Genomic DNA, 26,112 nt, shown 5'->3' with positions numbered 1-26,112 from the left:
AATGCTTGGCTTAACAAAATGAAGCAAGGCTATCCTAATGGCTGACCATAACTAAACTCTACTCTATTGCCATCAGGATCTAACACACCGCAATAATAGCCAACAGGATATGGTTCTTGTCTTACCGGCCACAATAGTCGACCCTCTTTTTCAGCTTTCTGAGCTATCGCATCCACTTGTTGCTGACTTGCCAAGGCAAAACCAAAATGAGAAAAATCCATTGATGATTGTTGATGTCCTGGTCCATCAGGTAAGATGACAAAAATAAATTGCGCGGCTTTACCTGGCTCAGCTAACCAAATAATATGTTTACCATTAACGTGTCGATCGCGTACTAACTGCATGCCGGCATAATCTTGGTAGAAAGTGACACAACTAGCTACATCTTTAACATGCAAAGCAATATGAGTTAAACAAGCCATAATAATTACACCGTTAACCCAAAAAGAATGTGCGCAGCTCTCCTATGCTCGGCTGAGATCTAAATATCAAACTGCCATTAATCAGTATATTGGGTGAGTGTCGTATTTGATGACTGGCAACTAATTCTGGATTATCTTCAATATATTCAACACTATAACTTATGCCAACATCTTCAAGCTCTCGCATAAGGTTAGGCAAACAAAAATCGGTTTGTGTTACTAGAAGTTGTACATGCATAGTAGCATCCTATTTAGCAATTCATTAACGACTAACCTTAGTATAGCTAGATAACCTGAACATGGATAAGTGGTACTTGCTCAACACCCCATTTATCCAATGCTCTGCGTTAAAACGTCGATAAACCCGTTTTATTTATTTTTCGACGAGTTGAAATTTCAGGAATGGCTGCTTCATGCAACCAACGACTAGACAACTTTTGAATATTCTCAAGGTGTGGTAAAACAACCGTAGATTTATAGTTATTCTCTACCTGTTTGCGCAGCTATTTAAATAGAGGTGCTATGGCGTTTTTTGCATTTTCATATGGCTGTAAAAACTCAGCTCTACCGGTAATTAAAAATCCTCTTTGTCCCGTCTCTTGGTCTACTAAAGCCTTGCCAATGGCTAAAATAATATTTTCACCAATTAAGGTATTTGACTGGACAAAAATAGTAGTTAATTCATCCAGTGAAGTGCTAAGTTGCTCTAATATTTTTTTACCATGCCCTGCTCGCAAGGTGTTTTGCATATATTCAAGACTTATCTCTTTGCTCTTTACATTTCTTCGGGTACTGATTTCGACTTCTGCCGATTGTTGCAACCATTGTCCTTCCAGTTTATCAATTAACTTCAACCTAGCGACCTGCTTATCATTGTCCGAAACAAGCTCTTGCAACGCTTTATTTTTTTCTTGCCAAACCTGTTGAGCTTTATTAAAGGGTTCAAGAAAACTATCTTTACCTGTGATCAAAAAACCTCGTGCACCGGTTTCCATAGCTATCATCAATTTTTCAAGTTCTTTACCAACAGTTCAATAAATTAATATTTATTACTTAACAATAAGTTAAAGGGTATTATCTTTTCAGGCGCACCTGGCATTGAAGGTCCCTATGGCCGGTGGCAAGGTAGCCATCAGAGCAAGCCGTTAATACTTCGCTAAGCATTAACGGCAAAGAGGTGTGATTAGGTGTATGAAAAATAAAATAGCAAAGCTAAAAAAACTTCATTTAACGGTCTTAGGCTTTTGCCAAATATTTATTTATTTGCTTATGGGTGAATTATTGAGTGCTTTAATCCCGTTACCAGCAGCAATCATTGGCCTAATAGCTTGCTGCGCAGCTTGTATATTATTAAAGCAAGTACCAGAATCACTTGATATCGCCAGTAGATTTTTGCTAAAAAACATGGCGATATTTTTCATCCCCTATGTGGTAACAATCACCTTATTTTGGCCAGCGTTAGCAGATTATTGGCTTGCCTGTTTGCTGGCACTTTTTATCAGCACCTTAGTTACCCTAGCGGTTACTAGTCTGCTCAGTGATAAACTAATTGAAGCTGCGACAAAAGTATCAGTGAAACACTCAGTAAATGCGTCAACAATGGATACTGACAAGTAATGCAAAACTCAACTATGTTACTTCTGCTGGCAGCTAATCTGTTAATAACGTGGACCGTTTTTCAGTTATCAAGCAAATTATATCACTACTGTAAACAATTCCCTTTAGCGCACCCGTTAATACTCAGTGGCGTGGTACTGGTCGCTTTATTGCATACCTTTGATATTTCTATTGAAGCTTATCAACAAAATAGCCAAGTGATTATGATGATGCTAGCCCCAGCAACCGTAGCATTAGGCGTGCCGCTCTATAAAAACTTAGCGGTATTAGCAAAATACAAAAGCGCTATATTTTTCCCTTTATTGCTGGGTGCGATAATATCGCCCTGCTCGGCGCTATTGTTACTTTGGTTATTCAAGGTTGATGGCTCATTACTTTTGAGCATGATCAGTAAATCAATCACCTCGCCTATTGCTATTGATATTACTAAACTCGTTGGTGGCATTCCGGCTATCGCGGTCATTTTTGTCATTATCAGTGGCATTATTGGCGCCGCATTAGCAACGCCACTATTTTCCTTGCTGGCAATAAAACACGATATAAGTAAGGGCTTATCACTGGGTATTGCCTCACACGCTATAGGAACATCCTCTGCGGTACAAATTAGTGAGCAATGTGCCGCCTTTTCAGTATTAGCGATGTGCTTAAACGGCTTATTAACAACTGTCGTTATTGTTTTATTTTCAATGATTTAATTAGCCTATTACCATCAAAACAACAATACAAGGCTCGAGTAGCCAGTGGCTAAATAGCTCAATTGCTCTAGTGCGTAGTGAAGACTTTAGTACAGAATATTTGCCATAAATATTACCTTTGAGTCAAAGCAGGCTTTATCTCATGTCGCCCGAATATACTAAAATATACTCATCAAGCTGTGATGGCCAATGTTCAGTAATACATCTTATAGCGTTCATGGTTACTTGTAACTTTCCATTTACAAATAAAAAATAATATAAACAACCGCTTAAGGAATAATTAGTCGAGAAATTAGAATAATAGCTACCTTTTTATCTTAGCTAATATAAAGATAAGTAGAAATAAATAAGATTGAGTATGAAAAATATGCTATATTCATGCCAAATTATCTATTGATGACAAATATTTTATAGACAAAGTAATTTAATGTTATAAGACTTCCCGTAAGAAAATTAACTACATTAAAAAACTCGTATCGATAACAATACCCTCTAGTTGTTCACTCTTTAGATTAATATCCAAAAAATATAATTAATTCACAATGAGAGTGATTCATGCCATCAGTAAAAACAGATAGTAATCCGTCGACAACACCTCCTTCGATAATATCACTTGCCTTTGACTTACCAAACATTTGTTCTTTGGTTGGTCTTTTTTCAGCATTATTAGCACTATACTTTGCCTTGATCGGCATATACCCTGCCGCGATGATAGGATTAATTTGGGCAGTATTTTTTGATTGGAATGATGGCAAAATTGCTCGTAAAATGAAAAACCGAACGGCTAAGCAAGGTCAAGTGGGTGGACAAGTAGATTCACTCATCGATCTTGTCAGCTTTGGCATCTGCCCGGCCGTTATCTTATTGAGCTATGGCAATTACGATCCTATATTCTTTCCCGGTGCTTTTATTATTGTTGCCGCTTGCGTCTTACGACTAAGTTATTTTAATGTTTATGGCTTAGATGGAAAATCCACCTATCAAGGTCTTGCCTCTGATAATAATGCCATCATTCTTGTTTTTGTTTTTCTGTTAGAGCGTTTTATCTCGACTTCGGCATTCACTATCGTTCTTTATATTACCATCCTGGTAATAGCAGCTCTCAATGTAGCCTCGATAAGAACACCAAAACTCAGTGGTAGTTGGTATTATGTCCTTGCTCTATACACTTTATTTATCACTGTGGCTTATGGCTGGTTGCTAGTCTAGAATATTTACACCTGAGTGATATTTTTAACTGTCATTCAGGCAACGATAATGATGCATGGCGCCTAAAGCCATAGCTATTCAATAAAATAAGTACCCTTAGTTACCGTGGTTAGTAAACACGGTTTAGGTACTGAGATCGATCTTTAACAGCGAACTGTTCGCTATTCCCGACATTTTCACCACAGAGTGAGTTTGCAGCGAGGACGATTTGAATAGCGCATATAGCAAAAGTATTTTTTATATGTTCGATATGTATAGGAGTAATAAAGATGAAAAGAGTATACACCAGTGGCGTATTTGATTTGTTTCACGTAGGGCATTTATCGGTTATACAAAAAGCAAAAGAGTTTGGCGACTACCTTATTGTTGGCGTACATTCAGACGAAGACGTTAAATCTTATAAGCGTTCACCTATTATTTCTTGTGAACAACGCTGTGAAATCATTCGGAACATTAAGGGTGTTGATGAGGTAATTGTTGCCCCACTTACCCCGAATAATGATGCAAGTTTTTACCAAAAACATAAGATTGACATTCATGTTGCCGGTGATAACATGGAACATATGTACAAGTTACCGCACAAAATGGGTATTATGCGCTATGTACCGAGAAACCCTCTAATTGATTCATCATCAATCATAAAAAAACTTAAAGTTTAATCCCTTTATAACCATTCAAGATGCATGTTTCAGAGTGCTTGAGCACTTTGAATGGTAACGGGTATATACGCAGTAAGCGGAGTTTTTACTCCCTTTATGCACAGTCTGCCTAAAAACAGTCCCTTATGGACTGTTTTTTTATATCAAAAAATCAATAATGTCGTGCTTGCTAAGCTAATTAATTTCTCGCTTAGGCCAACGTTATGACCACAATGGCTCAGGGTAAAGTTGAGCCGCTGCCATTGAGTTGTTACAAGGTACTGCCGGTGGCTTGATAAATAATACCTCTTGAGCCAGAAACAAAGTGCATACATCAGCTTTTAGCCGTTGGCATGACTATTAAAGATAGAAATTACAGCGCTATATAACTATATTTTTGCCCTGCTAATACCGCTTCATACATCAAACCGCCTTTTGTTAAAGTCATCACCGCCATGCCTTTGTGATAGCTAGCTTTGTTTTGTTTAGTTGAACTCGAATCAGCACCTTTGCTTGAGCTTATCCCTGAAGAGCCTACTTGCGCTTGAACTGCCGCTGTTAAGGCGACCGCTGAAGCACTGGCAGAAAATTCAAAATTTCCGGAAGTAAACTCATCAAATGAACGTTTATCTTGGAAGAAAATTATTTGACTATATACCTGACCACCTAATTGAAAACCAATGGATAGTTGCGTCATGCTACTTTTCCCGACCTTTTTATTATGCAAATAAACCAGACCCTTGCCATGAGCAGCACCAATTCCTACCCCAGCCTTCGCTATAGTGGGATAAACCGCATAGCCATAAGCCTGGTTAAAAAAGTCTTTAGTCGCTGGTGATGATTTGAAATTATCAATAGTTTGACTGTAGTCATCTGCTTGCACAGTAAAGCCCGCCACTAAAACGAACACAGTGATTAACGATAAAAGTAATTTTTTCATATTTTCTCCATAGTATTGAAATTTTATAAAAGCCCGTTACTAGGTCACTAAAAAACGAACAAATGTTATAGCCATTACATGACTGTTTTTATCATTTACCCACATAATAAACACGCTAAATTGTTTATAAATTTGTTACGGCTAAAGTAGCTATAACATAATTCGCTTTGGGAATTCAATTTCCTAAAAAAGCCGGTAGTTAGACTGACTATTCTTCAATTCAAGGTCTTCAGGAATAATTTTCCGGTTTATTGATATAAATCAAAATAGAACACCAAACTATCACTCTATTAAGGCTCAGTAAGCAAAAATATACCAAGCAATACGTGAAATAATTTCTCTATCAACGCCACTGTTAAGTCGACTAGTAAGCAGTGACAGCTAACTGCATAACTCCAGAGAATTTTATGACTAATTTACCTACCGATGTAAAACAACCACTGAGCTTAATTTATCTTGATGCCAATGCGACCACGCAAGTTTTACCGCAAGCAGCGGCGGCAGCTTTAGCCACCATGGAAACTTTTTTTGGCAATCCAAGTAGTAGTCATATTACCGGCCTGCAAGCGCAGCAGATAATGGCCAAAACAAGGCAACAAGCTAAACAGATTGTTGGTGCTGGCGAAGGTGAAATTATATTTACCAGTGGCGCTACCGAAGGCATTCAAACAGCAATTTTATCAGCCTTGATTGCGGCCAAAAAGACCCTGGATATCACCGCTATAAAAAGTAAAAAATATTGTCTTTTATACGGTGCCACCGAGCATAAAGCGGTGCCAGAGTCACTCAAGCATTGGAATGAAATTCTTGATATTAACGCCGAAGTAACAGCAATCCCGGTAGATAAAATGGGTCGCCTTGATATGGATTTTATCGCCAAGCAAGTCCCTAACGCCCTGATGATTTGTACCATGGCCGTTAACAACGAAACTGGTGTCTATCAAGACCTTAATCTATTAGACAAAACCATACGTGCCAATAATGCCAATATTGCTTGGATGGTAGATTGTGTGCAAGCTTTAGGTAAACAAGACTTGAACTTAGCGCAAACAAGTATTGATTATGCGCCCTTTAGTGGCCACAAACTATATGCCCCTAAAGGCATAGGTTTTATCTATATTAAAGACAACGCGCCATTCACGCCCGTTATTGCTGGTGGTGGCCAAGAAGGCGGCTTACGCTCGGGCACGGAAAATTTACCTGGGTTAGCGGCCTTAAGCGTTATATTTGATATGCTCATGGGAGAAAGTGAACATAGCTTTACGCCAGTGAAATCGCTGCACTTATTCCATCAACAGATAGTGGCAACATTGATTCAAGCATTCCCTAATATCGTTTTTAATCATAGTTTTGAAAACTCAGTGCCAACCACCATTAATTTCGCTATCCCTGGCTTTAGCTCGAAAGAAATGATGGATTTATTCGACGCAGCCAATGTCCGAGTAAGTTCAGGATCAGCTTGTAGTTCTAAAGTAACGCGCAGTTTTGTCTTAGATGCAATGGGGCTACCCTCCTGGCAAAGTGAGTCGGCAATTAGAATGTCGTTTGGACCCGCCATGACGCAAGAGCTAGTTGACCAGACCTGTGAGCGAATTGTCTCTGCAGCGCAAGCATTGCAACAAAGTTGTCTGACTATTGACACCAATGCCATGGATAGCAAGGTAATAACCGATAACAAGGCATTAGAGGGTTTAGTACAATTTAAAGTAGGTGGTAGCTGTAGTTGGCTATATGTCGATCACAAAACCAAGTCGGCATTCGTTATCGATCCCTTACCGGAAGTAGCCGAACGCTTGCAAACCATGCTGACATGTCATGGCCTTAAGTTAGTCGCAGTTATTGATAGCCATGGCCATGCCGATCATGTCTCTTGTCGTGCCAGTATCGCCAAAACGTGCTTAGCTGAGCAGAAAACTGATGCACTAGGCTGGCCAGACAATACACCAACAACAAACATTAATGGTAATGAATACCAGTACCTAACGCTGGGCGATAAGTGGTTGCTTAAAGTTGCCACACCTGGGCATACCGAGGACAGTATTAGCTTATTACTATGCGAGCCCGTCACTGATTCAAGCGATAAATTAGTTGTGCTCTATGCCTTTTGCGGTGACTTAATTTTAATGAACAGCCTTGGCCGCACAAACTTCGACACGAGTAGTGCGCCGGCTATGTTTACCAGTTTACAATTGTTAAATACCCTTATCGGTACAGAGAGTCTTATTTGTCCTAGTCATGATTATAACAACGAGTTTACCACCAGCATTGGCGCTGAAATATCACGTAATTCACTACTCCATAAAGTGATCAACGATGAAATCAATTCCAATTTTTTTTCAATACAAAAGTACACTATGGACAAAGGTATTATTGATGAATCTGGCAGTGTAATTATGTGTGGCGCTTTAATCGGTGCTGGCGATAAAGTTTCTGTGCGTGAATATGACAGTGCCAGCTTAACTGAGGCAATGAAAAAATCGAGCACGATTAAATTAATTGATATCAGAGAGGCACATGAATACGCACTACAGCACGATGAAAAGTTCACCTACAACGTGCCTTTAACTCGACTAGTGCAGTTTGTGCAAGAGCACCAAGATGATAAACAAGTACCATTGGTACTGATTTGTCGCAGTGGTAGTCGCTCTCATTTGGCCGCGCAAGCATTAGGGCGTCTGGGCTTTGAACAAGTTGGGCATTTAACCGGTGGTTACGCTTTTCATCAATATTAGTAGCTCATGTAAAGATCATTGTTACCATGATAATGCAAGTGACTTGAGCCTTGCCGAGCAAGCTGTATTGACTAAAACAGCAATGTTTGGCTGCCTTAGCCCCCTTTAAATATATGGCAAACTAAGTTTGAGTAAATTGAGCAAACTTAGTTTTCATTAATATCACCAAATTTCATTTATTTACCTCCCCGCCGCCATATTCTGCAATAGCTGCAATCGTTGTTGTTCCTGAGCAGAAGGTTGATAAGGAATATCACTTAAGCTAGATATGGCAAAATCTTTAATTTCATATTTCTTAATCGCGCTGTTGCCATATTTTGTCGGTTTACCGGCTGCTGGCGACATTAACTCGATTGAGAAAGTAGCTAAATAGAATGGCGCTTGTTTGCCTTTTAACACTGATTGATGAACTTTTAGGTTTATATGACTACTGCCTTTACTAAGCTTTTCTTTAGCAACTAAGTGGGCGATAGGTTGATTGTTGGCATCAAATAAGTTTGCGCGTATTCTATAAAGACCTTGCTCTCTTGTGGTTAAGTTGGCTGACAGCACCATATCTGCATCTTGATGAAATGGTGCATTGAACCCTTCGAGTGTGGCGATTGAATCAACATACTTGAGTGCCAGAGCAATAGTAATATACTTACCATTAATCAATGCTGTTATGGTAACTTGCAGTTGCCTTGGCAAGTTTCGCCTACCTTCAAATTGTGCATACCAGTTATCTTCATCCTGTTCAAACTTACTGGTTAACAACACCTTGCCAGTAGCTATGTCAACGAGCTGAAGCTCGGCATTATCGATATTTACGCCGGTAAGGGTCGCGAACACCGGTTCAGGATAGGTGTAACGATATTGTGATAAGGCAGCAGTGACTTGACTGCCAGCATCATCAACAGGAATCGATTGTGGATTGAAATGGTTTGGTTGCAAACGGTCAAAATCTTTATCGGTCAGCGGTTGTGAGTATATTGGAAATTTCAATGTCGCGGCATACACTTTAGCGACTAATGTTGCCGAATCACTTAAGGTTATTTTTTCTGGCGTTAGCGCAAGCGTAGTTTTTTTCTGAACGGCTGCAGCTGGCAGATTGATGGCTTCTATTGGCAGCCTTTTCATCAGAGCGTCATTCACCATTATTTGTTGTTGTGGCATTGATGGCCAAAAAAGCCAAACAGTGACAACAACAATACTCATCACCACCATTCGCTTTAAGAACTGGGTATTTTTCATAACTCATTTTTTCCTGATTTATCAGCTGTTAACCTTTGCTAATATTAGTAGCAACGATGAACAGCTATGCATATTTTTTAGTTAGGGATCGCGTCATAAATCAGCGTTGACATGCTGTCATTTTTGGAATTTTGCACATAAAGATAATTGCTTTTCCAAAGCCACCAGCCACTGGTTTGAGTGTAGGTATCAAAATGAATAGCCTCACCCGATAACATATTTTGCTGGTTACTTGCTGGTGTAACTTTACCTTGCTGCTTTGGCTCAAGTAGTGAACCATGGCTATAATCTTCTCCCATAAGCATAGGATAATGATACGGCATAAAGCCTGAAACAGCATTGCTTTGATTTGATATTTTACCGTTAAAGGCTACTTGTGTACTACAACTACCAAAATGTCCTTGGCGATTACCACCACATGAGGAATGGCTGCCAACAACACCGTCATCATGACCTTGAATGAATAGGCTGGTAACACCTAAGTATTCACTTGCATCACCAACAAAGCGTAAACGAGGTATTCTTGCATCGGGTAATGGTGACAAATGTCTAGCATTATTGACTTTTAGGTCATGGAGTACCCCCATTTCATCACTAAGTTGACCACCCAGCCAGGCTTCTAAAGCAGCCTCTATAATAAAGGTCCAGCTTTCGGTAGCTTGAGCAACACTGACCGCTAAATCGGCAAGTTCACTGCCACCGCCAGCACCGGCAATATCAAAAGTAGCAACGATATTAAGTGGTGCTAAGCCAGCATTTTCTAACCAAGTCGCTTGGTTATCAATAATATAGCGAGCCACTAAATCACCGGCAGAGTGCGTGACAAAGATACAGCCAGGTGAGCAAAAGTTACTTTCAGAAAAACTTTTTAACTTTGGCCAAAGATAATCAGTAGCGATTTTTTCTTCTATTCGCTCATATGAAGGCCAGTCAATACGGGCATCACTTAAATCGGCCCAATAACCTTGCCAATAGTTTTGGCCACTTTCACTGACATTACCGTCGGATATTAATTGTTGTGGTTGCAAGCCATGGATAAGCACTATTTTATATTCTTTGCTGTATGCGGCTGTTGAGTAGAGCGCGAAACAGAGAGCTACAAAAGCAGCTGAGATCTTGATTATATTCATATTATCCCCATATTTTTTTATAATTTTTTTTATTTCATCATGTTTTTATTATTATCATTTAAACTGATCGGACGTTGGACCAGTTGCATTGACAATAGAATATCGCTCGTTTTTTATCCAGATGCGAATTATTTATAATGGAAATAATCAGAATAAACAATAGTTATAGTCATCACTAAAAAAAGGACAATAGATTACTCTGAGTGATTAATTCGAATTACTGAATATTATTGGAGTGAAGTAAATATAAGCTAGCTTCGTTATTAACTGGCATGGATAAATATCAATCGTAAAATGCAAACCATATTGAAAAACCGACAATATGCCGTGCTCATAAAATATTAATATATTAGCCACAACAAGCTAATACTCTGTTATTAAAGTAAAAAATATTATTTTTATTTTGTGGCATGCGCTTTGCTCTGTTAGTTAAAGTTACAGTTATTCTATTAACTTAAACCTTTATCACGATAATAAACTAAGTTTTATTTAAGGAGTAAATATGACTTTATCTCAATATAAATGGGTATTGTTTCTTCTTATTTTAGTTCCGCTACTTTATGCCTGCGGTGATGAAGAAGAGCAAGAAGTTGCAAAAATCCAAGCTGCCCCACCAGAAAACACTATGCAAAACAACATAGCAGAGCAAAATAAAATAGAGCAAGAAGCAACAAATTCACTTAGTAGTATCACCATAGCAGGCAACTTTGCCTTCGCCAGCCAAAGAATGGTAAGTATTGATTTGCATTTTTCAACCATGCAGTTCCAAGAAAAAATTTCAATTTATTCAACCATAGATACCAGTGCACTTACCCCAGTAAATTTACTAGAGCAAGGCACAATCAATCAATCAAATAGCTATAAAAGCATGTTGACCGTGGCCACAGCAATAAACGCTTTAATTGTGGTTAGAAATGATGACTTTTCAACCTTAGTGACGGTTAAAATCAATAACCATGACCTACTTACTCATACTTTTCAGGAGTAATTAAGATGAAAATAGTGTTCCTTAGCATACTAACTTGCTTATCCATATTTGCGGCCAATGCTGACCCGGTACTGCAGGCTATAACTATAGATTTAACCCCAGCGGAGTATAAAAAACTTGGTTCATCCGTCGCTATTTTTGGTGATATTGCCGTTATAGGTGCTCCTGGCGCAAGTGACGATATAGGGCAAGCTTGCCTCTATCAACGTTCAGGTGAAAGCTGGAGCCTATTAAGTTGCCTTAGCCCTAATACTGACAGCTTAGTAGTGCAACAGTTTGGTAAAACTGTTGCACTCTCTGGGGAACAGCTAGTTATCGGCGCAGAAAAAAAACAAAATGGTACCAAGGGTATTGCCTATATTTATCAACGCCAAGGTGACTCATGGCTACTAGAAGCTGAATTAATCAGTCCAAATTCAGCCGCTAATGATAAGTTCGCCAGCACACTGAGTATCTCACAAAGCTATATAGCGATTGGTTCACCCGGTGCTTCCGCGAGCCATGAGGGTACTGTTTATATTTTTAAAAGTACGGATTCCGGCTGGGTTGAAGATATCGTGTTCACGCCCGTTTCATCATTTAAAAGTGCTCATTTTGGCTCGGCACTGAGTTTATCCGGTGAATACCTCATCATAGGGGATGATGATCATGGTCGTACCCATGAAGGTAGTGCCTATATTTACCGACGAGAAGACGGTATTTGGAGTCTCCAGGCTAGTTTAAAAGGTGGCGATATCACTAAAAGCGCCAGTTTTGCCACCAGCGTAGCAATTTCGAACAATCATGCTGTTTTAGGGGCAAAATCAGAAAATGACCCTTTAATTAAAAAGAATAAAAAAAGTGGCGCTGTCTATGTTTATAAAAGAACGGGGCAGTTATGGAGTAATCAAGCAAAACTGATAGCAAGTGATGCTGCACAAGGAGATAATTTTGGCTCTAGTGTTGCTATCTCAGGGGATTACCTAATTATCGGCGCCGAAAATAAAAATAGCGCTAGAGGCTCAACTTACCTATTTCAAAATATAAACGAAGTTTGGACTGAAGTATTTAACTTTGAGCCGGATGATGCTAAGCAACAAGATAATTTTGGCCATGCTGTCACTATTGCACAGGACTATATAGTTATTGGTGCACATAACAAAATTGTCACCAGCAGCACTCAAGGTGTTAGTTACCTTTATTACCTGAATCGTGACACTAGCCCATCAGCAAGAGAGCAGGCACTCACCGAAATGCAAACTCAACTAGCTTATGACTCAGAGGCAATCGATAGTGACAATGATGGTTTGAATGATTGGGATGAAATTAATATTTTAGGTACTGACCCAAACCTCAGTGATAGCGATGGTGATGGCTTAACGGATAAAGAAGAAGTGACCATTTATCAATCAAATCCACTGATGGCGGATAGTGACCAAGATGGTTTATCTGACTTCGACGAAGTAGTTATTTATAATTCAGATCCTACCATGGTTGATACCGATGGCGATGGTGCCAGTGATTATGAGGAGGTAATGGTTACTAAAACAGATCCCTCTTTAATTGACTCAGACCATGATGGCTTAACCGATCAGCAAGAGCTACTGGAAACCAATACCGACCCAACGCTTGCGGATAGTGACGGCGACGGTTTAACCGATAATGAAGAGCTTAATTTATTTAATACCGACCCCCATAATCCTGATAGTGACAATGACGGCTTTAGTGATGGCAACGAAGTAAACTTTTATGAAACCTCACCCTTGGATAGTAATGATACACCCACTATATCAACCACCAGCACCTCATATTCTCCGGCAAACAGCCAATTTGGCACCATGGCATTTGAAGATGAGTGGCCATTAACAGGGGACTACGATTTTAACGATGCCGTGTTTGATTACAACGTTGAAGAAAATAAGGTCAATGGCCTTGTTCATCGCATTGTTCTTAAAATACTACCTGTAGCTCGCGGTGCCATTTATGAAAACTCCTTACGATTACTCATTAACACGCCCATTACTAATATTGGTCAAGTGAGCATGCAGTTAAAAGGCGTAACAACAGAGCTAAATCCGATAGCAGACGGCAATCAATCCCTATTTATCATTATAGATAAAATAGCAGATGCCTTACCACCGCCTCCAGGATATAAGATGTCTAATACCTTTTCCGGTAGCCCTAAGGTTAATGGCAATCTTTATACCTTAACCATTAACTTCAATTACCCTATATCATCTCAAACGCTAGGCACGGCACCATATAACAGTTTCATTTCGAGAGTACTCGATACTGGCGAGCAGATCGAAGTACACTTTCCTGGCCATTTTCCCTCAACAAAGGCTTCTAAAAGAAAGTTTGGCCAAGGACAAGATGACTCAGATAAAAGCCAAGATAGGTATTATCAAACGGAGGGGAATTTACCTTGGGCTATGCTTATTCCAGCCAAGTGGCATCACACAAAAGAGCGTGTAGATCTATCTAATGGCTACCCTGATATTTTGCAATGGGCGGCCAGCAAAGGAAAAAGTAAAAAAAATTGGTATAAAAGTAAACGTAATGCAAAATTTGTTTTTGAAGCCGTTAATGACATTTGATATAAGGAAATAATAACTAAGGCAGTAACTCACTTAAATGCCAGCCTTTATATGCAAACCGGCAGTGGCTAGTAATATGCCAAAGAGTGCCCCTTAATTGAAATAAAGATACCCGATGAAAATTACTTGCATCGGGTATTAAGGTTTTACTAATCTAGGCACTTTTTTACCTAGCAATCACTTTACCTAGGGGTTATACGTTACGTCTAAGCGAACACCGCTTGCGGCCGAATAACCATACACACCAATGTGCCAAGTATCCGCGGCCGGATTGGTAAAGGCACAAGCTTCATTGTTGCCACTCTTATATGGACGACAGTCATAAGTAGCAGAAGTCGGTTGAGATCCTCGTCTAATATACATATCCGCATCACCACTGCCACCACTCATGACAAAGTCTAAGGTAGCCATGCCTACAGGCACATCAATGGTGTAATAGGTCCAAGCACGACGAGCAACGCTAATGTCTGTCACTGAGGCACTACCGCCGATAGCACCGCTACCAGTACTAGGCTCGGTAAAGCTACCCGTTAAGCTAACACCACTAAAGGTCGAGTAAGCGACGACTTTAACAAAGTAGCTACCCGCTTGAACGCTAGCGATAGCACAACTTTCACTGTTACCACCCTTGTATGGACGACAATCATAACTGCTACTGGTTGGTGCTGAGCCGAATTTAACGTAAAGATCAGCATCACCCGTGCCGCCACTCATATCGAAGTTTAACTCAGTGGCACCAGCAGGAACTTCCATAGTAAAGCTCAGCTCAGTACTTGAGCTAAGGTTAGCTGTAGCAACACCATTTTCAAGGACTTTACCCGGGGTAGGTGGTGTTGGCGGCGGTGTAGTGCCACCACCACAGCTAGCTGCCAAGGCATCTGAGGCAGCTTTGGCTTGCACTAAACCAAAACCTGTTTTGTCATCACGACCTGCTACACCTAGGTCAATCGCGGTGTTTTTCAAAGCACTACGGACATCATCAGCACTACAATTGGGATTATTGCTCCACACCAATGCGGCAACACCGGTAACATGTGGTGTAGCCATTGAAGTACCATTGTAATAGGCATAATCTTGTGAGCCATTGACCGTTAAGCTAGCGTTAGTGCCTAATTGAGACATGAGTTGCAGGCCTAAAATACGACTAACAGACACTGTCGGCACAGTTACGTCAGTGTTGGCATCAACAAGGAAAGGATTTTGTAACCCCGGGCGCGTACTGTCACTATAAACAATAACCGCAGAGGCACCGGCATCAGCACACGCTTTGGCTGGGTTTATTTCAGGATAGTTACTGCCCTTTTGGTTATCATTACGCTCGGCTAAACAAATGTTACCATTAACATTACTACAGCTATAACTGCTAGCAGAAATGGTACAGCTGGCTAAGACACCGTTAGCACTGCCATCAACATTGCTAACCACATAGTTACCGCCACTTTGAATGTAATGTGTTTGCGGTACCACACTGTCATTACCATAAGTGGTTGAGCCAACAGTGATAAAACCTAAACGGCCATCACCAGCAACGGTTGATAATATAGCTTCGCCTGGCGCAGATATTTCAACTTGACTGGTATATTGAGAAAATTCAGCATGTTGGTTGTTATTATCTAACGCGCCGACAGCCATGACCACGTCGTAAGATGCCGGGTAAGACAAGGTTGAGTTACCATCGTTACCAGAAGCGGCAATTAACAATACCCCTGCATCAGCCGCAGCTTGTAGGGCATTTTTTTCTGCATTTGATGAGCCAGAGCCACCTAGACTCATATTGATAACTTTAGCGCCATTATTTACACAAGTATCTACTGCGTCAGATAAATCGCCAGAGTAACCCCAACCACTTTCGTTAAAGACTTTGACAATATGCAGGTTCACGTTAGTGCTAGGTAAAATACCCACGACACCTTCACTGTTATTTACCCCAGCAATAGTACCTGCTACATGGGTGCCGTGCGAACCACCGTGCTGATACCAGTTACCCGTACCTGAGTTATTAGTGCCAGAAGCATTATTGGCATTCAAATCAGGGTTAGCTTGCTCATAACCTGAATCAATAATACAAACGGTCATGTTAGCTGCATCTGTGTCTGCTAATTGATCTGCTTGTGTCTTAGCTATACCCCAAGGTTGGCTTTGTGAAAATAAAAAACGTTGATAATCAGGCTCAATAGATTCAATAGCTGGATGTTTACGTAATTTTTCTATGAATTTTTCCACATCTTTCAGCGAATGCATGTCATCAAGCGCTATTACATGGCTATTATTTTTTAATATTTTTACATGTTTTAAATTTAAGCCTATTTTTTTAGCGAGACCAGGAGGAATAACTTTACCTTGGTGCTTATCCCTAAAGGTAATAATTAAACGATCGGTATAATCATTACGTTTAAGCTTTTGCTGTGCTTGCCACTCGGCAAAACTAAGCGTTGCCGATTGAGTTACCGTGGCAACTGCTTTTACTTTATTAAGTTTAGCCTGAGGGGCTGCATTACTGGCAATACTGGTTGCGGTAAAAACCGATAAGGCGATAGCACTTAGGGCAATTTTTCTATTTTTTTTCATCTGACATTAACTCCATCATTGTTATTTTACGCTTAAGACAAAAGTCGATTTGACTAATGCCTTGCGCATTATTTTTATGGGTTGCGTTAATAGTTAACATAAAACCAACACTTATCAGATTGCGTCTTTATCCGTTTTTTAACTAGCAAATTATCGACAGATATTAATAAAAAACCGACCAGTTACTTTTATTTAATCTAGATAATATATTGAAAATTAACAACATGTTATTGGTATGTCGTTTTTGTACGAAAAGCTGTCGTAATTTTACTAGGGGCAGTTTGACTAGCTGTTACTATCGATTGATGCAAGAGGCAGGGAGCCGAGTTAAGCAAATATATATAGCAAGAGCAACATATAAAAGCAGAACAGACAGTTCATCTAAACCGTTAATATAAACAATAAAACTAGCGTCATTAATAATAAGAATAAGACGACTTAACATCAAAGAGAGAGTGAAATACCTATGAAAGTTTCTAAATTTACCACCTCAGTTCTAGCCTTAGCAGTAACCGCAGCATTCTCAGCCCAAGCAGCTGATGATAGATACATTATTAAAGTAGATGAAAGCAAAAAAGGCATAGTAAAAGCCTTAGCGAAAAAACTTGGTGCTGATTTAAAAGTTGATGGTAATGGTTTTTTTGCTGCATCATTTTCAGGGAAAAGCTTAAGCGAAGTAAAAGGTTTACTGAATAACCCACATATTCAAATGATTGAAGAAGATCAGCGTCGTATGCCGCTATCTATCTATAGTGATGATGTTGGTAATGCTATGACTGAACAGTTAACGCCTTATGCGGTTGTACAATCTCAAGCAGACCAAGTTAGCTTCAATGCTGATGCTGGCATGAAAGTTTGTATTATTGATTCTGGTTTAGATCGCTCTAACCAAGATTTCGTTTGGAACAATATCACTGGTGATAATGACTCTGGCACAGGTAACTGGGATGAAAATGGTGGTCCTCACGGTACCCACGTTGCAGGTACTATTGGTGCTGCAGACAATAACGTTGGTGTTGTTGGTATGGCTCCTGGTGTTGCTATGCACATTGTTAAAGTATTCAATACTGATGGTTGGGGTTACTCTTCTGATTTAGCTTATGCTGCTGAAAAATGTGCAGAAGCTGGCGCTAACATTATTAGCATGAGTCTTGGTGGTGGTGGTGCCAACAGCACTGAAGAAAATGCCTTTCAAGCCTTTACTGATAATGGTGGCTTAGTTTTAGCTGCTGCAGGTAACGATGGTAACGATGTGCGTTCATTCCCTGCTGGTTATCCATCAGTAATGATGATTGGCGCAAACGACAATAATAATAACATTGCCGACTTCTCACAATTCCCAAGCTGTGATGAAACTACAGGCCGTGGTAAGAAACGTACTACAACAACCAATGACGCTATCTGTGTAGAAGTAACTGCTGGTGGTGTTGATACACTATCTACATATCCTGCAGGCATGGCGACTAGTGCTGCAATGACTGCTGATGGCGTAGCATTTCTTTCTTCTTCAATGGAGAACGCCGGTAATGCTGCAGGCAATACTTATTACATGGGCACAGCCGAAGCAACAGACTCTGGCGCAAACGGTAATATCTGTATGATTGACCGTGGTAATATCTCTTTCCACGATAAAGTGCAAAACTGTGAAAACTCAGGCGGTATTGGTGCAATTATCATTAACAATGAAGCCGGTATGTTATACGGCACATTAGGTGATAGCAACGCAACATCTATCCCTGCTGTGGGTGCAACGTTTGCAGACAGAGCGGCGCTATTAGCTGCTACTACTGCTGATGTGACCATTGGTACTAGCGATTATGGTTTCATGAGCGGTACGTCAATGGCGACTCCTGCGGTATCAGGTATGGCGGCTCTAGTTTGGTCTAACCATAACGGCTGTACTGGTACAGAAATTCGTGAAGCATTAAAAGCGACAGCAGAAGATAACGGCGCTGTAGGTCACGATGACTACTTCGGTTACGGTATCGTAAAAGCAAAAGCGGCCAGCGATTACCTAACAGCCAACGGTTGTGGTGGTGGTGTTACTCCTCCTCCAGTAGCTGGCGATATTACCGCAGATGCCTCAGCATACCGTGCTAAAGGTAGAAATAAAGTTGACCTAACGTGGTCAGGTGCTGTTTCTGCAAGTGTAGACATTTACCGTAATGGTTCTTTAAGAACAACGACCTCAAACGATGGTGCTTATACTGATAGCTTCAGAACTTACGGTTCGTTTACCTATAAAGTATGTGACCAAGGTAGCGATAATTGTTCAACTGAAGTAACGGTAAACTTCTAACTTTAACTTAGTTAAGCACTTGATATCCAGCTTGTTTTATCGGCTGGATATTTTCGTTTAAGCCACTTTAACTTTTACTTTTGATAACTCTAGCAATAAAAATGATTGTGGTTAGGGCGTGTTTAGTCTATGTTTTGTAGCGATGTGTTTTTTGTAACTTCTTTTTTACAATTGTAATTACTGTAATTTAAGTAGGAATGGACGCGACAAGATGTAAGCAGAAACACCCTAATGTTTTAAGAAATGTAGATGAATTTTTTAAAGATGTATTGGACATAGGGGAATAAAATGTTGAACAACTCGGTAAAACGAATAATCAGACCACTCTCATTGTTAGGCTTTGTTAGTTTGTCAGTCTGGCTTCTCAGTATTTCAGTAAACAGCACAAGTAATACTCACACTCAGTCTTATACTGAATCTTATATTATCAGCTCAGCCGATTACCCATTACTAAAAGAAAAAATCAAAACGCTGCACCTAGTTCCTTCCCATGAACTGGCCATTATTAATGCGGTCGCGGTTGATTTAAATCAAGCTCAGTTATCTCAATTACAGCAAGAGCTTAATTTTACTATTACTAAAAACCATAAAGTAACATTGTCTGGGGGTCGTGCTTGGGGAAAGCGTAAATGGCAACCTAAAGCTACCGTGCCACTGTATATTGAAGCTGACTCTGCTCATGCAATGCGCAATTTTGGCGATGGCGTAACCATTGGCTTTTTAGATACTGGCTTAGAGCAATTACAAGGCACATCTAAAGGCTTAGGCTTATCGACGGATTTGTATGGCCGAGATAAGTTCTGGGGAACTTATGATGCGATAAATAACGTGCTAAGTAACTATAGTAATGACGGAAGTGGCCATGGTACCCATGTTGCCAGTATTGCCGGCAATGCCGACTATGACGTGTACGGAAAAGTTTATGGTATTGCGCCAAATGCTGCACTCGTAGGTATTAAAGCCTTTGATGCTGAGGGCAAGGCTACTTATGCTGACGTTATTCGTGGTATTGATTGGGCACTGCAAGTAAAAGATCAAATAAATCTTAGAGTGCTTAATATGTCTTTTAGTGGACCTGCACGTTCGTATTATTGGGAAGACCCGTTAAACCAGGCGGTAATGAAAGCGTGGCAAGCAGGCATTGTTGTCGTGGCATCTGCTGGCAATAATGGCCCCGACCCCATGACTATTGGTGTACCGGGTAATGTCCCCTATATTATAACGGTTGGTGCAATGACAGATAACTATACCGAATCTGACTCAAGCGATGACAAGCTAGCCACTTTTAGTGCTGCAGGACCTACTTTTGCAGGTTTTGTTAAACCAGAGATTGTCGCTCCAGGAGGGCATTTATCGGGCTTGATGGCTTTTGATAGTCAAATAGTTCAAGAACACCCTGAATTTCATGATGGTGGCCGTTACTTTGAAATGTCAGGCACCTCTCAAGCTGCTGCCGTTGTTTCCGGCGTCGTTGCTCTGATGTTAACACAAGACCCCTCTCTTACCCCTGATGAAGTAAAATGTCGTTTAATGGATAGTGCCCATGCCGCATTTAATGATAATGGTGAACTTGCTTATAGTGTTTTCCAACAGGGCTCAGGGCTGGTTAATGCTGCTGGTGCATTAGCGAGTACTGCTTCAGCATGTGCCAATCAAGCCTTAGATATTGCTCAAGATTTAGACGGCGATGAACACTTCTTTGGGCCGGCTAACATTAATAGTGATGGCAACTTTTATATTGAAGGCCTAGGCGATGAATATGTTTGGCAATTAGATGAAAATAACCTAGATGGTGATACTTTACTTTGGCGCATGAATTTTGCTGAAAATGCTCAAGGCTGGAGAAACATTGCTTCTACGGATACCCTCCTTTGGCGAATGAATATCGAAACAGATACATTACTTTGGCGGATGAGTCTTGAGTCAGACACATTGCTTTGGCGAATGAGTGTAGCCAATAGCGCTACCAATATTAATGTTAATAATTGGGTTGAACAACAATAGTTCATTAATTCTAAGCCACTGTTACTACAGTGGCTTTTTTATTACCGTTATTCCATACTGGAAACTTCTATAAATCAACACTTTATCAGAGCTGTTTTGTGAAAAATATACTTCTCTTTTTATTATTAATTACCCTAAATTTCAGTGCTCTTGCGCAAGAAGTTAAACTGTTTAAAAACTTCGGCATTGATAACCCAATGTCATACAACTTTGTTAGAACTATTGCTCAAGACAAAGAAGGCTTTATATGGTTTGGTTCGTCGGAAGGTTTAGACCGTTTTGATGGTCACAAGACGCTAAACTTTCACCATGATAGCTCTCAACCTAACTCACTCAGCTCTAATGTAATCAGTCGTATTCTTATTGATAACCAACAAAGATTCTGGGTAGGAACTTTCGGTGGTGGCTTGAATCTATATAAAGCAGTTAGTCAGGACTTCTTGCACTTTACTACTAAAACAAAAAATACAGCGCTAAGTAATGATACCGTTAATGCCTTATTTGAAGACAGTGAAGGCAAGATTTGGGTAGGTACTGAAAATGGCTTAAACGTTATCAGTTACCATGAAAAAAAATGGTCAACCCAACAAATTTTTCAAGAGTTAGGTAACCCGAATAGTCTTACCCACAATGCTGTACTCGCAATTATTGAAACCGATAATCAACAAGTTTGGGTAGGAACAAATGGCGGTGGTATTTCGGTATTTGATCTACAAGGAAACTTTATTAAATCGATAAAATACGGAGATGATAATAGTGCGACCTACATTAATAAGTTTGTCAGTAGCTTATATATAGATATCAATGGCGATGTTTGGATAGGAACCGTTGATAGTGGTTTATTAAAGTATTCCCCTAGCACGGAACAGTTTATTCACCATCAGTTTAATGTTGATGATCAATCAACGATTAGCAGTAATGCCATAAAAAATATTTATCAAGATTCTGAAGAAAATATTTGGATTGCTACGGACAATGGTTTATCTATTTATAATTATAAAAGCAACGATTTTAATCGCTACAAATACTCTCCTAATAACCCTTATAGTATCAGTCATGATTATGTTCTTACCTTTTTTGAAGACAATAATAACATGATGTGGATAGGTACTTTTTCGGGGGTAAATCGTTGGGATGCCAATATGGCAATATTTAGACAATATAGTACCCAAACAAATCCGGCCTTAAAAAGTAGTAATATCACTAGTTTTGCCCAATTTGAGCAAGGAAGTTTGTTTTTTAGCACCTATAGTGGTGAAATTTATCAGTTGTCAGAAGATGACAATTCAATTTCACCTGTTGATTTTAATCATTCATTTTCAGAGTATAGAATTATGACTCTGTTTGCTGATGGCAACACTTTATGGGTAGGAACGCGAGGTTCAGGCTTATATTCAGTAAATTTAACAACGAATAACGTTACTGAATATAGACATGACACTGAAAATAACAACTCTCTTTCAGCCAATAGTGTTACCGATATAATTAAAGATCGCCACGGTAACATTTGGGTTGCTACTTTCCATCAAGGACTAAACCGCCTTAATAAAAATGGCACTTTTAAACGTTTTATCAAGAATAAGTCAAACAGTGAAAAAGGGCCCAGCAGTAATAATATTTTACAGTTGCTGGAGGACGATCAAGGTTTTATTTGGTTGGCGACTTTTGGTGGTGGTCTTAGTCGTTTTGACCCTGAGCAAGAAAAATTTACTCATCTTCGTCATGAAGAAAATAACCCTAACGGTATTTCTGATGACTTTTCTTGGATCATGTTTCTAGACAATAAAAAAGACCTGTGGTTTGGTACTCAAGATGCCGGATTAAGTATATTAAGCCGAGAAAATCGTCATAGTAACAACTTTTCATTTACTCATCTTGGTGCTAAAGAGGGGATGAAAAGCATGACCATATATGGTATTACTCAAGATGCTTATGGAGATATTTGGTTTAGTACTAACAAAGGAATCTCTCGTTATTCTATGAGTGAAAAAACCTTTAAGCATTTCAATCTTAGCCATGGCCTAGTAGATTTAGAATACACCCATTCGTCTGTGTTTCGCTCAATGAATAACACCCTATATTTTGGTGCTGGCAAAGGTTTTAACAGTATAGCTCCTGAAAAAGTAAATAGTCACTTCAATGCACCACAGGTCCGTTTGACCAATATTTTAAAGCTTAACGAACCTATGGCTTTAGGCACAACGTTATCAGATTTAACTGAGTTGACACTGGCATATACAGATCAAATAATTTCATTCGAATATGTCGGTTTAAACTATACAGCTCCTGAGTCAACACGTTATAAATATCGCTTAAAAGGCTTTGATGAAGAGTGGATTGATGCCGGTAAGTCACGACGCGCCACTTATACCAACTTACCTTCAGGTAGTTATCAGCTACAAATCATGGCCAGTAATAGCGATAACATTTGGAGTGAGCCTGGTCTGTCACTTAATATAGTTGTACAACCCGCGCCATGGCATACTTGGTGGGCGTATGTACTTTATGCGGCATTGATTGCGCTGTTATTACTGACTTATTCGCGTTTTTTAAACCGAAAACTACTAGTAGAACAGCAACAAAAAGAATATTTAGAACAACAAATTCAAGAGAAAACACAAGAGTTTCATTTGAAAAACATTGAACTTGAGCAAGCTAATCAGCAGTTAGAAGATGCCGCAACTGTGGATAAAGTGACGGGTGTTAAAAGCCGTCGTTATTTAGATATTTATATCGAGCAAGCCAGCCGCTTGATGTCTCAAATTCATGAAAATATTCTGCCCGTGCAACGCAGCCTATTGCCACGTTTATCTCTGGTGATGATAAAGTTAGAAAACATAAAACAAGTAAGCAATAGCCAATTGGTTAATCTTACTGACATATTACTTTATAGCCGCAATAGTGATGATTTAGTTATTCGATGGGCTGATGATACCTTTATGATTATTGGCTATGAGAAGGATAATAACACCCGTGACCTAGTAACTCGCTTAACTAGTCGTTTTGAGCAGGTATTAGGTAACAATATCAAAGCAGGCATGGCGTATGCCTTTTACCCTTTTAACTTTGAACAACCTATGGCACTGTCCTGGGATCAAGTGAGTGTTCTTACCGAACATGCCCTAAAAGTTGCTCACAATAACAAATTAAGCTGGTTAGGGTTTTATGCGCCTAAGGTGCAACCCTTCAACTACTTGGATGTCATTCAACAACAAGATATTGGCGAGCTAAGCAAGTTAGTTAAATTAAAGCAGGGCGATAGCACCCACTAAGCGAGGTGGAAACTATAAAATAACGTACCGAGCATTAGAAAGACAATATATTATTTTAATAATGATGAGTCTTTAGAGCAAAGCAATGATACCTCACTATTTTTGCTCATCAAACTTGTAGCCAAGTGTTTTATAACCCTTATCAAGAATTAATAGCTGCAACTTCGGTATTTCTTGGGAGTTGGGAGTTGGGAGTTGGCAATTTTTATCAATTAAGCCCTCCATCAGCAACATGGAGAGGCTTATTGTTTAAATATAGAGTGATTTACAAAAAAATTGCTTATGGCAGGTAACTGCTACCCATTAAATAACTGTCTACTTCACGCGCGCAGCGTCGACCTTCATCAATGGCCCAAACAATTAAGCTTTGACCACGACGACCATCACCCGCAGCGAACACGCCTTCTTTGCTGGTAGTAAACTTATCGTATTCTGCCACTATGTTAGAGCGATTATCTTGCTCAAGACCAAACTGCTCAATTAAGCCACCTTCAGGGCCGATAAAGCCCATGGCGATAAGGACGATATCAGCAGCAAGTACTTTTTCACTACCGGCAACTTCTTGTGGCATCATTTGACCTTTGTCGTTACGCTGCCAAGTAATATCAACGGTATGAACCGCCTTCACATTACCGTGCTCATCACTTTCAATTTTCTTAGTCATCACTAAATATTGACGTGGATCTTGGCCTTGGATTTCAATTGCTTCCTTTTGACCGTAATCAACCAACAAACGTTTTGGCCATTGTGGCCAAGGGTTATTTTTCTCTTCACGTTTCTCTGGCGGACGCGGCATGATTTCTAGTTGCACCGTACTTTTACACTGGTGACGTAATGAGGTACCAATACAATCGGTACCCGTATCACCACCACCGATGACCACAACATTTTTGCCTTGGGCATTAATGAACTTACCATCTTTATGCTCGCTATCAAGTAAGCTTTTGGTATTTGCACTAAGGAATTCCATGGCAAAATGAACGCCATTAAGTTCACGGCCTTCAACCTGTAGGTCGCGTGGCACAGTTGCGCCAATACATAACACTACCGCATCAAAATCGCTTTCAAGCTGTTCAGCATTAATGTCTTTACCCACTTCAGTATTGGTGACAAAAACAATGCCCTCTTCCGCTAAAATATCCACGCGGCGTTGCACTAGTTCTTTTTGTAATTTCATGTTGGGAATGCCGTACATCAACAAACCACCGATACGATCGGCGCGTTCATAGACAGTAACCATATGACCGGCTTTATTGAGCTGTGCAGCAGTAGCAAGCCCTGCCGGACCCGAACCAATTACCGCGACGTTTTTACCGGTACGAGCAGATGGAACTTGAGCAGTGACCCAACCCTCAGCAAAGGCATGGTCAATAATTTCTTTTTCATGAAGCTTAATGGCTACCGGATCTGCATTGATACCTAGTACACAAGCGCCTTCACAAGGTGCTGGACATACACGGCCAGTAAATTCCGGGAAGTTATTGGTTTTATGCAGTAACTCTACTGCGTCTTGCCAACGACCTCGGTAAATCAAGTCATTCCATTCAGGAATAACATTGTTCACCGGACAACCGGCAACGACCGGAGCAAACTCTGATTTCGCCGATTGACAAAATGGTACACCACAATCCATACATCGAGAAGCTTGTTGCTCGACCTCTGCTTTTGGCATGTCATCATAGACTTCAAGCCAGTCAATTAAGCGCTCACCTGCATGGCGTTCAGTTGGCAAGGCACGACCTAGGTTGATAAATCCTGTTGGATTTCCCATAATATATTCTCCTTGTCA

18 protein-coding genes are annotated in these 26,112 nt (G+C 40.0%); 10 read left to right on the top strand and 8 right to left on the bottom strand.

Translation table 11 applies throughout. The features are described from left to right. Positions 1–29 precede the first annotated feature (29 nt). The 3 genes from MTCD1_RS13785 to MTCD1_RS13775 all read right to left on the bottom strand — a co-directional run bounded on the left by MTCD1_RS13785 (position 30) and on the right by MTCD1_RS13775 (position 1,429). Complete coding sequence (locus MTCD1_RS13785) at positions 30–422, bottom strand: VOC family protein (RefSeq protein ID WP_057179743.1); 393 nt, start codon at positions 420–422, stop codon at positions 30–32. 13 nt (positions 423–435) lie between these two features. Next, complete coding sequence (locus MTCD1_RS13780; protein WP_057179742.1) at positions 436–660, bottom strand: thioredoxin domain-containing protein; 225 nt, start codon at positions 658–660, stop codon at positions 436–438. A gap of 265 nt (positions 661–925) precedes the next feature. Next, positions 926–1,429 (bottom strand): CHASE3 domain-containing protein, encoded by a 504-nt coding sequence (locus tag MTCD1_RS13775; protein ID WP_143760125.1) that lies wholly within the window; start codon positions 1,427–1,429, stop codon positions 926–928. Between the two features lie 184 nt (positions 1,430–1,613). Between MTCD1_RS13775 and MTCD1_RS13770 the strand changes: the two genes are divergently transcribed. From MTCD1_RS13770 to MTCD1_RS13755, 4 genes are all read left to right on the top strand, one after another. Further along, positions 1,614–2,039, top strand: coding sequence for a CidA/LrgA family protein (locus tag MTCD1_RS13770; RefSeq protein WP_057179740.1), 426 nt, complete (start codon positions 1,614–1,616; stop codon positions 2,037–2,039). Then, positions 2,039–2,734, top strand: coding sequence for an LrgB family protein (locus MTCD1_RS13765; RefSeq protein WP_057179739.1), 696 nt, complete (start codon positions 2,039–2,041; stop codon positions 2,732–2,734). Before MTCD1_RS13770 ends, MTCD1_RS13765 begins: the two co-directional genes overlap by 1 nt. A 555-nt stretch (positions 2,735–3,289) precedes the next feature. Beyond that, positions 3,290–3,943, top strand: coding sequence for a CDP-alcohol phosphatidyltransferase family protein (locus MTCD1_RS13760; RefSeq protein ID WP_057179738.1), 654 nt, complete (start codon positions 3,290–3,292; stop codon positions 3,941–3,943). Between the two features lie 269 nt (positions 3,944–4,212). Beyond that, a complete protein-coding gene (locus MTCD1_RS13755) occupies positions 4,213–4,602 on the top strand; it encodes an FAD synthase family protein (RefSeq protein WP_057179737.1) in 390 nt (129 codons plus the stop codon). Between the two features lie 352 nt (positions 4,603–4,954). On the opposite strand, the gene MTCD1_RS13750 is transcribed toward MTCD1_RS13755, so the two are convergent. Further along, positions 4,955–5,521, bottom strand: a complete 567-nt coding sequence (locus MTCD1_RS13750) for a lipid-binding SYLF domain-containing protein (RefSeq protein WP_057179736.1) — start codon at positions 5,519–5,521, stop codon at positions 4,955–4,957. 407 nt (positions 5,522–5,928) lie between these two features. On the opposite strand from MTCD1_RS13750, the gene MTCD1_RS13745 reads away from it, so the two are divergent. Further along, on the top strand, positions 5,929–8,253 hold the full coding sequence (locus MTCD1_RS13745) for an aminotransferase class V-fold PLP-dependent enzyme (RefSeq protein ID WP_057179735.1): 2,325 nt from the start codon (positions 5,929–5,931) through the stop codon (positions 8,251–8,253). Positions 8,254–8,433: 180 nt separating this feature from the next. Here the strand turns inward: MTCD1_RS13745 and MTCD1_RS13740 are convergent, their stop codons facing one another. After that, a complete protein-coding gene (locus tag MTCD1_RS13740) occupies positions 8,434–9,486 on the bottom strand; it encodes a hypothetical protein (protein WP_057179734.1) in 1,053 nt (350 codons plus the stop codon). A 77-nt stretch (positions 9,487–9,563) separates the two neighbouring features. Next, positions 9,564–10,616, bottom strand: coding sequence for a hypothetical protein (locus MTCD1_RS13735; RefSeq protein ID WP_057179733.1), 1,053 nt, complete (start codon positions 10,614–10,616; stop codon positions 9,564–9,566). A 502-nt stretch (positions 10,617–11,118) separates the two neighbouring features. Here MTCD1_RS13735 and MTCD1_RS13730 point away from each other — a divergent pair. Both MTCD1_RS13730 and MTCD1_RS13725 read left to right on the top strand, forming a co-directional pair. Continuing rightward, the gene (locus MTCD1_RS13730; protein ID WP_057179732.1) at positions 11,119–11,604 is read left to right on the top strand and encodes a hypothetical protein; all 486 of its coding nucleotides are present in this window, start codon (positions 11,119–11,121) and stop codon (positions 11,602–11,604) included. Positions 11,605–11,609: 5 nt separating this feature from the next. Next, positions 11,610–14,180 (top strand): LruC domain-containing protein, encoded by a 2,571-nt coding sequence (locus tag MTCD1_RS13725; protein WP_057179731.1) that lies wholly within the window; start codon positions 11,610–11,612, stop codon positions 14,178–14,180. Between the two features lie 186 nt (positions 14,181–14,366). Here MTCD1_RS13725 and MTCD1_RS13720 read toward each other — a convergent pair whose 3' ends face one another. Continuing rightward, positions 14,367–16,748: a S8 family serine peptidase gene (locus tag MTCD1_RS13720; RefSeq protein ID WP_057179730.1), complete on the bottom strand. Its 2,382-nt coding sequence runs from the start codon at positions 16,746–16,748 to the stop codon at positions 14,367–14,369. 466 nt (positions 16,749–17,214) lie between these two features. Here MTCD1_RS13720 and MTCD1_RS13715 point away from each other — a divergent pair, with 466 nt between their 5' ends. The 3 genes from MTCD1_RS13715 (at position 17,215) to MTCD1_RS13705 (ending at position 24,323) form a co-directional block, all read left to right on the top strand. Continuing rightward, positions 17,215–19,047: a S8 family serine peptidase gene (locus tag MTCD1_RS13715; RefSeq protein ID WP_057179729.1), complete on the top strand. Its 1,833-nt coding sequence runs from the start codon at positions 17,215–17,217 to the stop codon at positions 19,045–19,047. A 288-nt stretch (positions 19,048–19,335) separates the two neighbouring features. After that, positions 19,336–21,051: a S8 family peptidase gene (locus MTCD1_RS13710; protein WP_057179728.1), complete on the top strand. Its 1,716-nt coding sequence runs from the start codon at positions 19,336–19,338 to the stop codon at positions 21,049–21,051. Positions 21,052–21,149: 98 nt separating this feature from the next. Next, positions 21,150–24,323, top strand: coding sequence for a ligand-binding sensor domain-containing protein (locus MTCD1_RS13705; protein ID WP_057179727.1), 3,174 nt, complete (start codon positions 21,150–21,152; stop codon positions 24,321–24,323). A gap of 280 nt (positions 24,324–24,603) precedes the next feature. On the opposite strand, the gene MTCD1_RS13700 is transcribed toward MTCD1_RS13705, so the two are convergent. Next, the gene (locus tag MTCD1_RS13700) at positions 24,604–26,094 is read right to left on the bottom strand and encodes a glutamate synthase subunit beta (protein ID WP_057179726.1); all 1,491 of its coding nucleotides are present in this window, start codon (positions 26,092–26,094) and stop codon (positions 24,604–24,606) included. Between the last annotated feature and the right edge of the window lie 18 nt (positions 26,095–26,112).

The organism is Colwellia marinimaniae (assembly GCF_002207865.1).
Classification (GTDB): Bacteria; Pseudomonadota; Gammaproteobacteria; order Enterobacterales; family Alteromonadaceae; genus Colwellia; species Colwellia marinimaniae.
The sequence above is the reverse complement of the archived record's forward strand: the minus strand, read 5'-3'. Positions and strand labels throughout refer to the sequence as shown.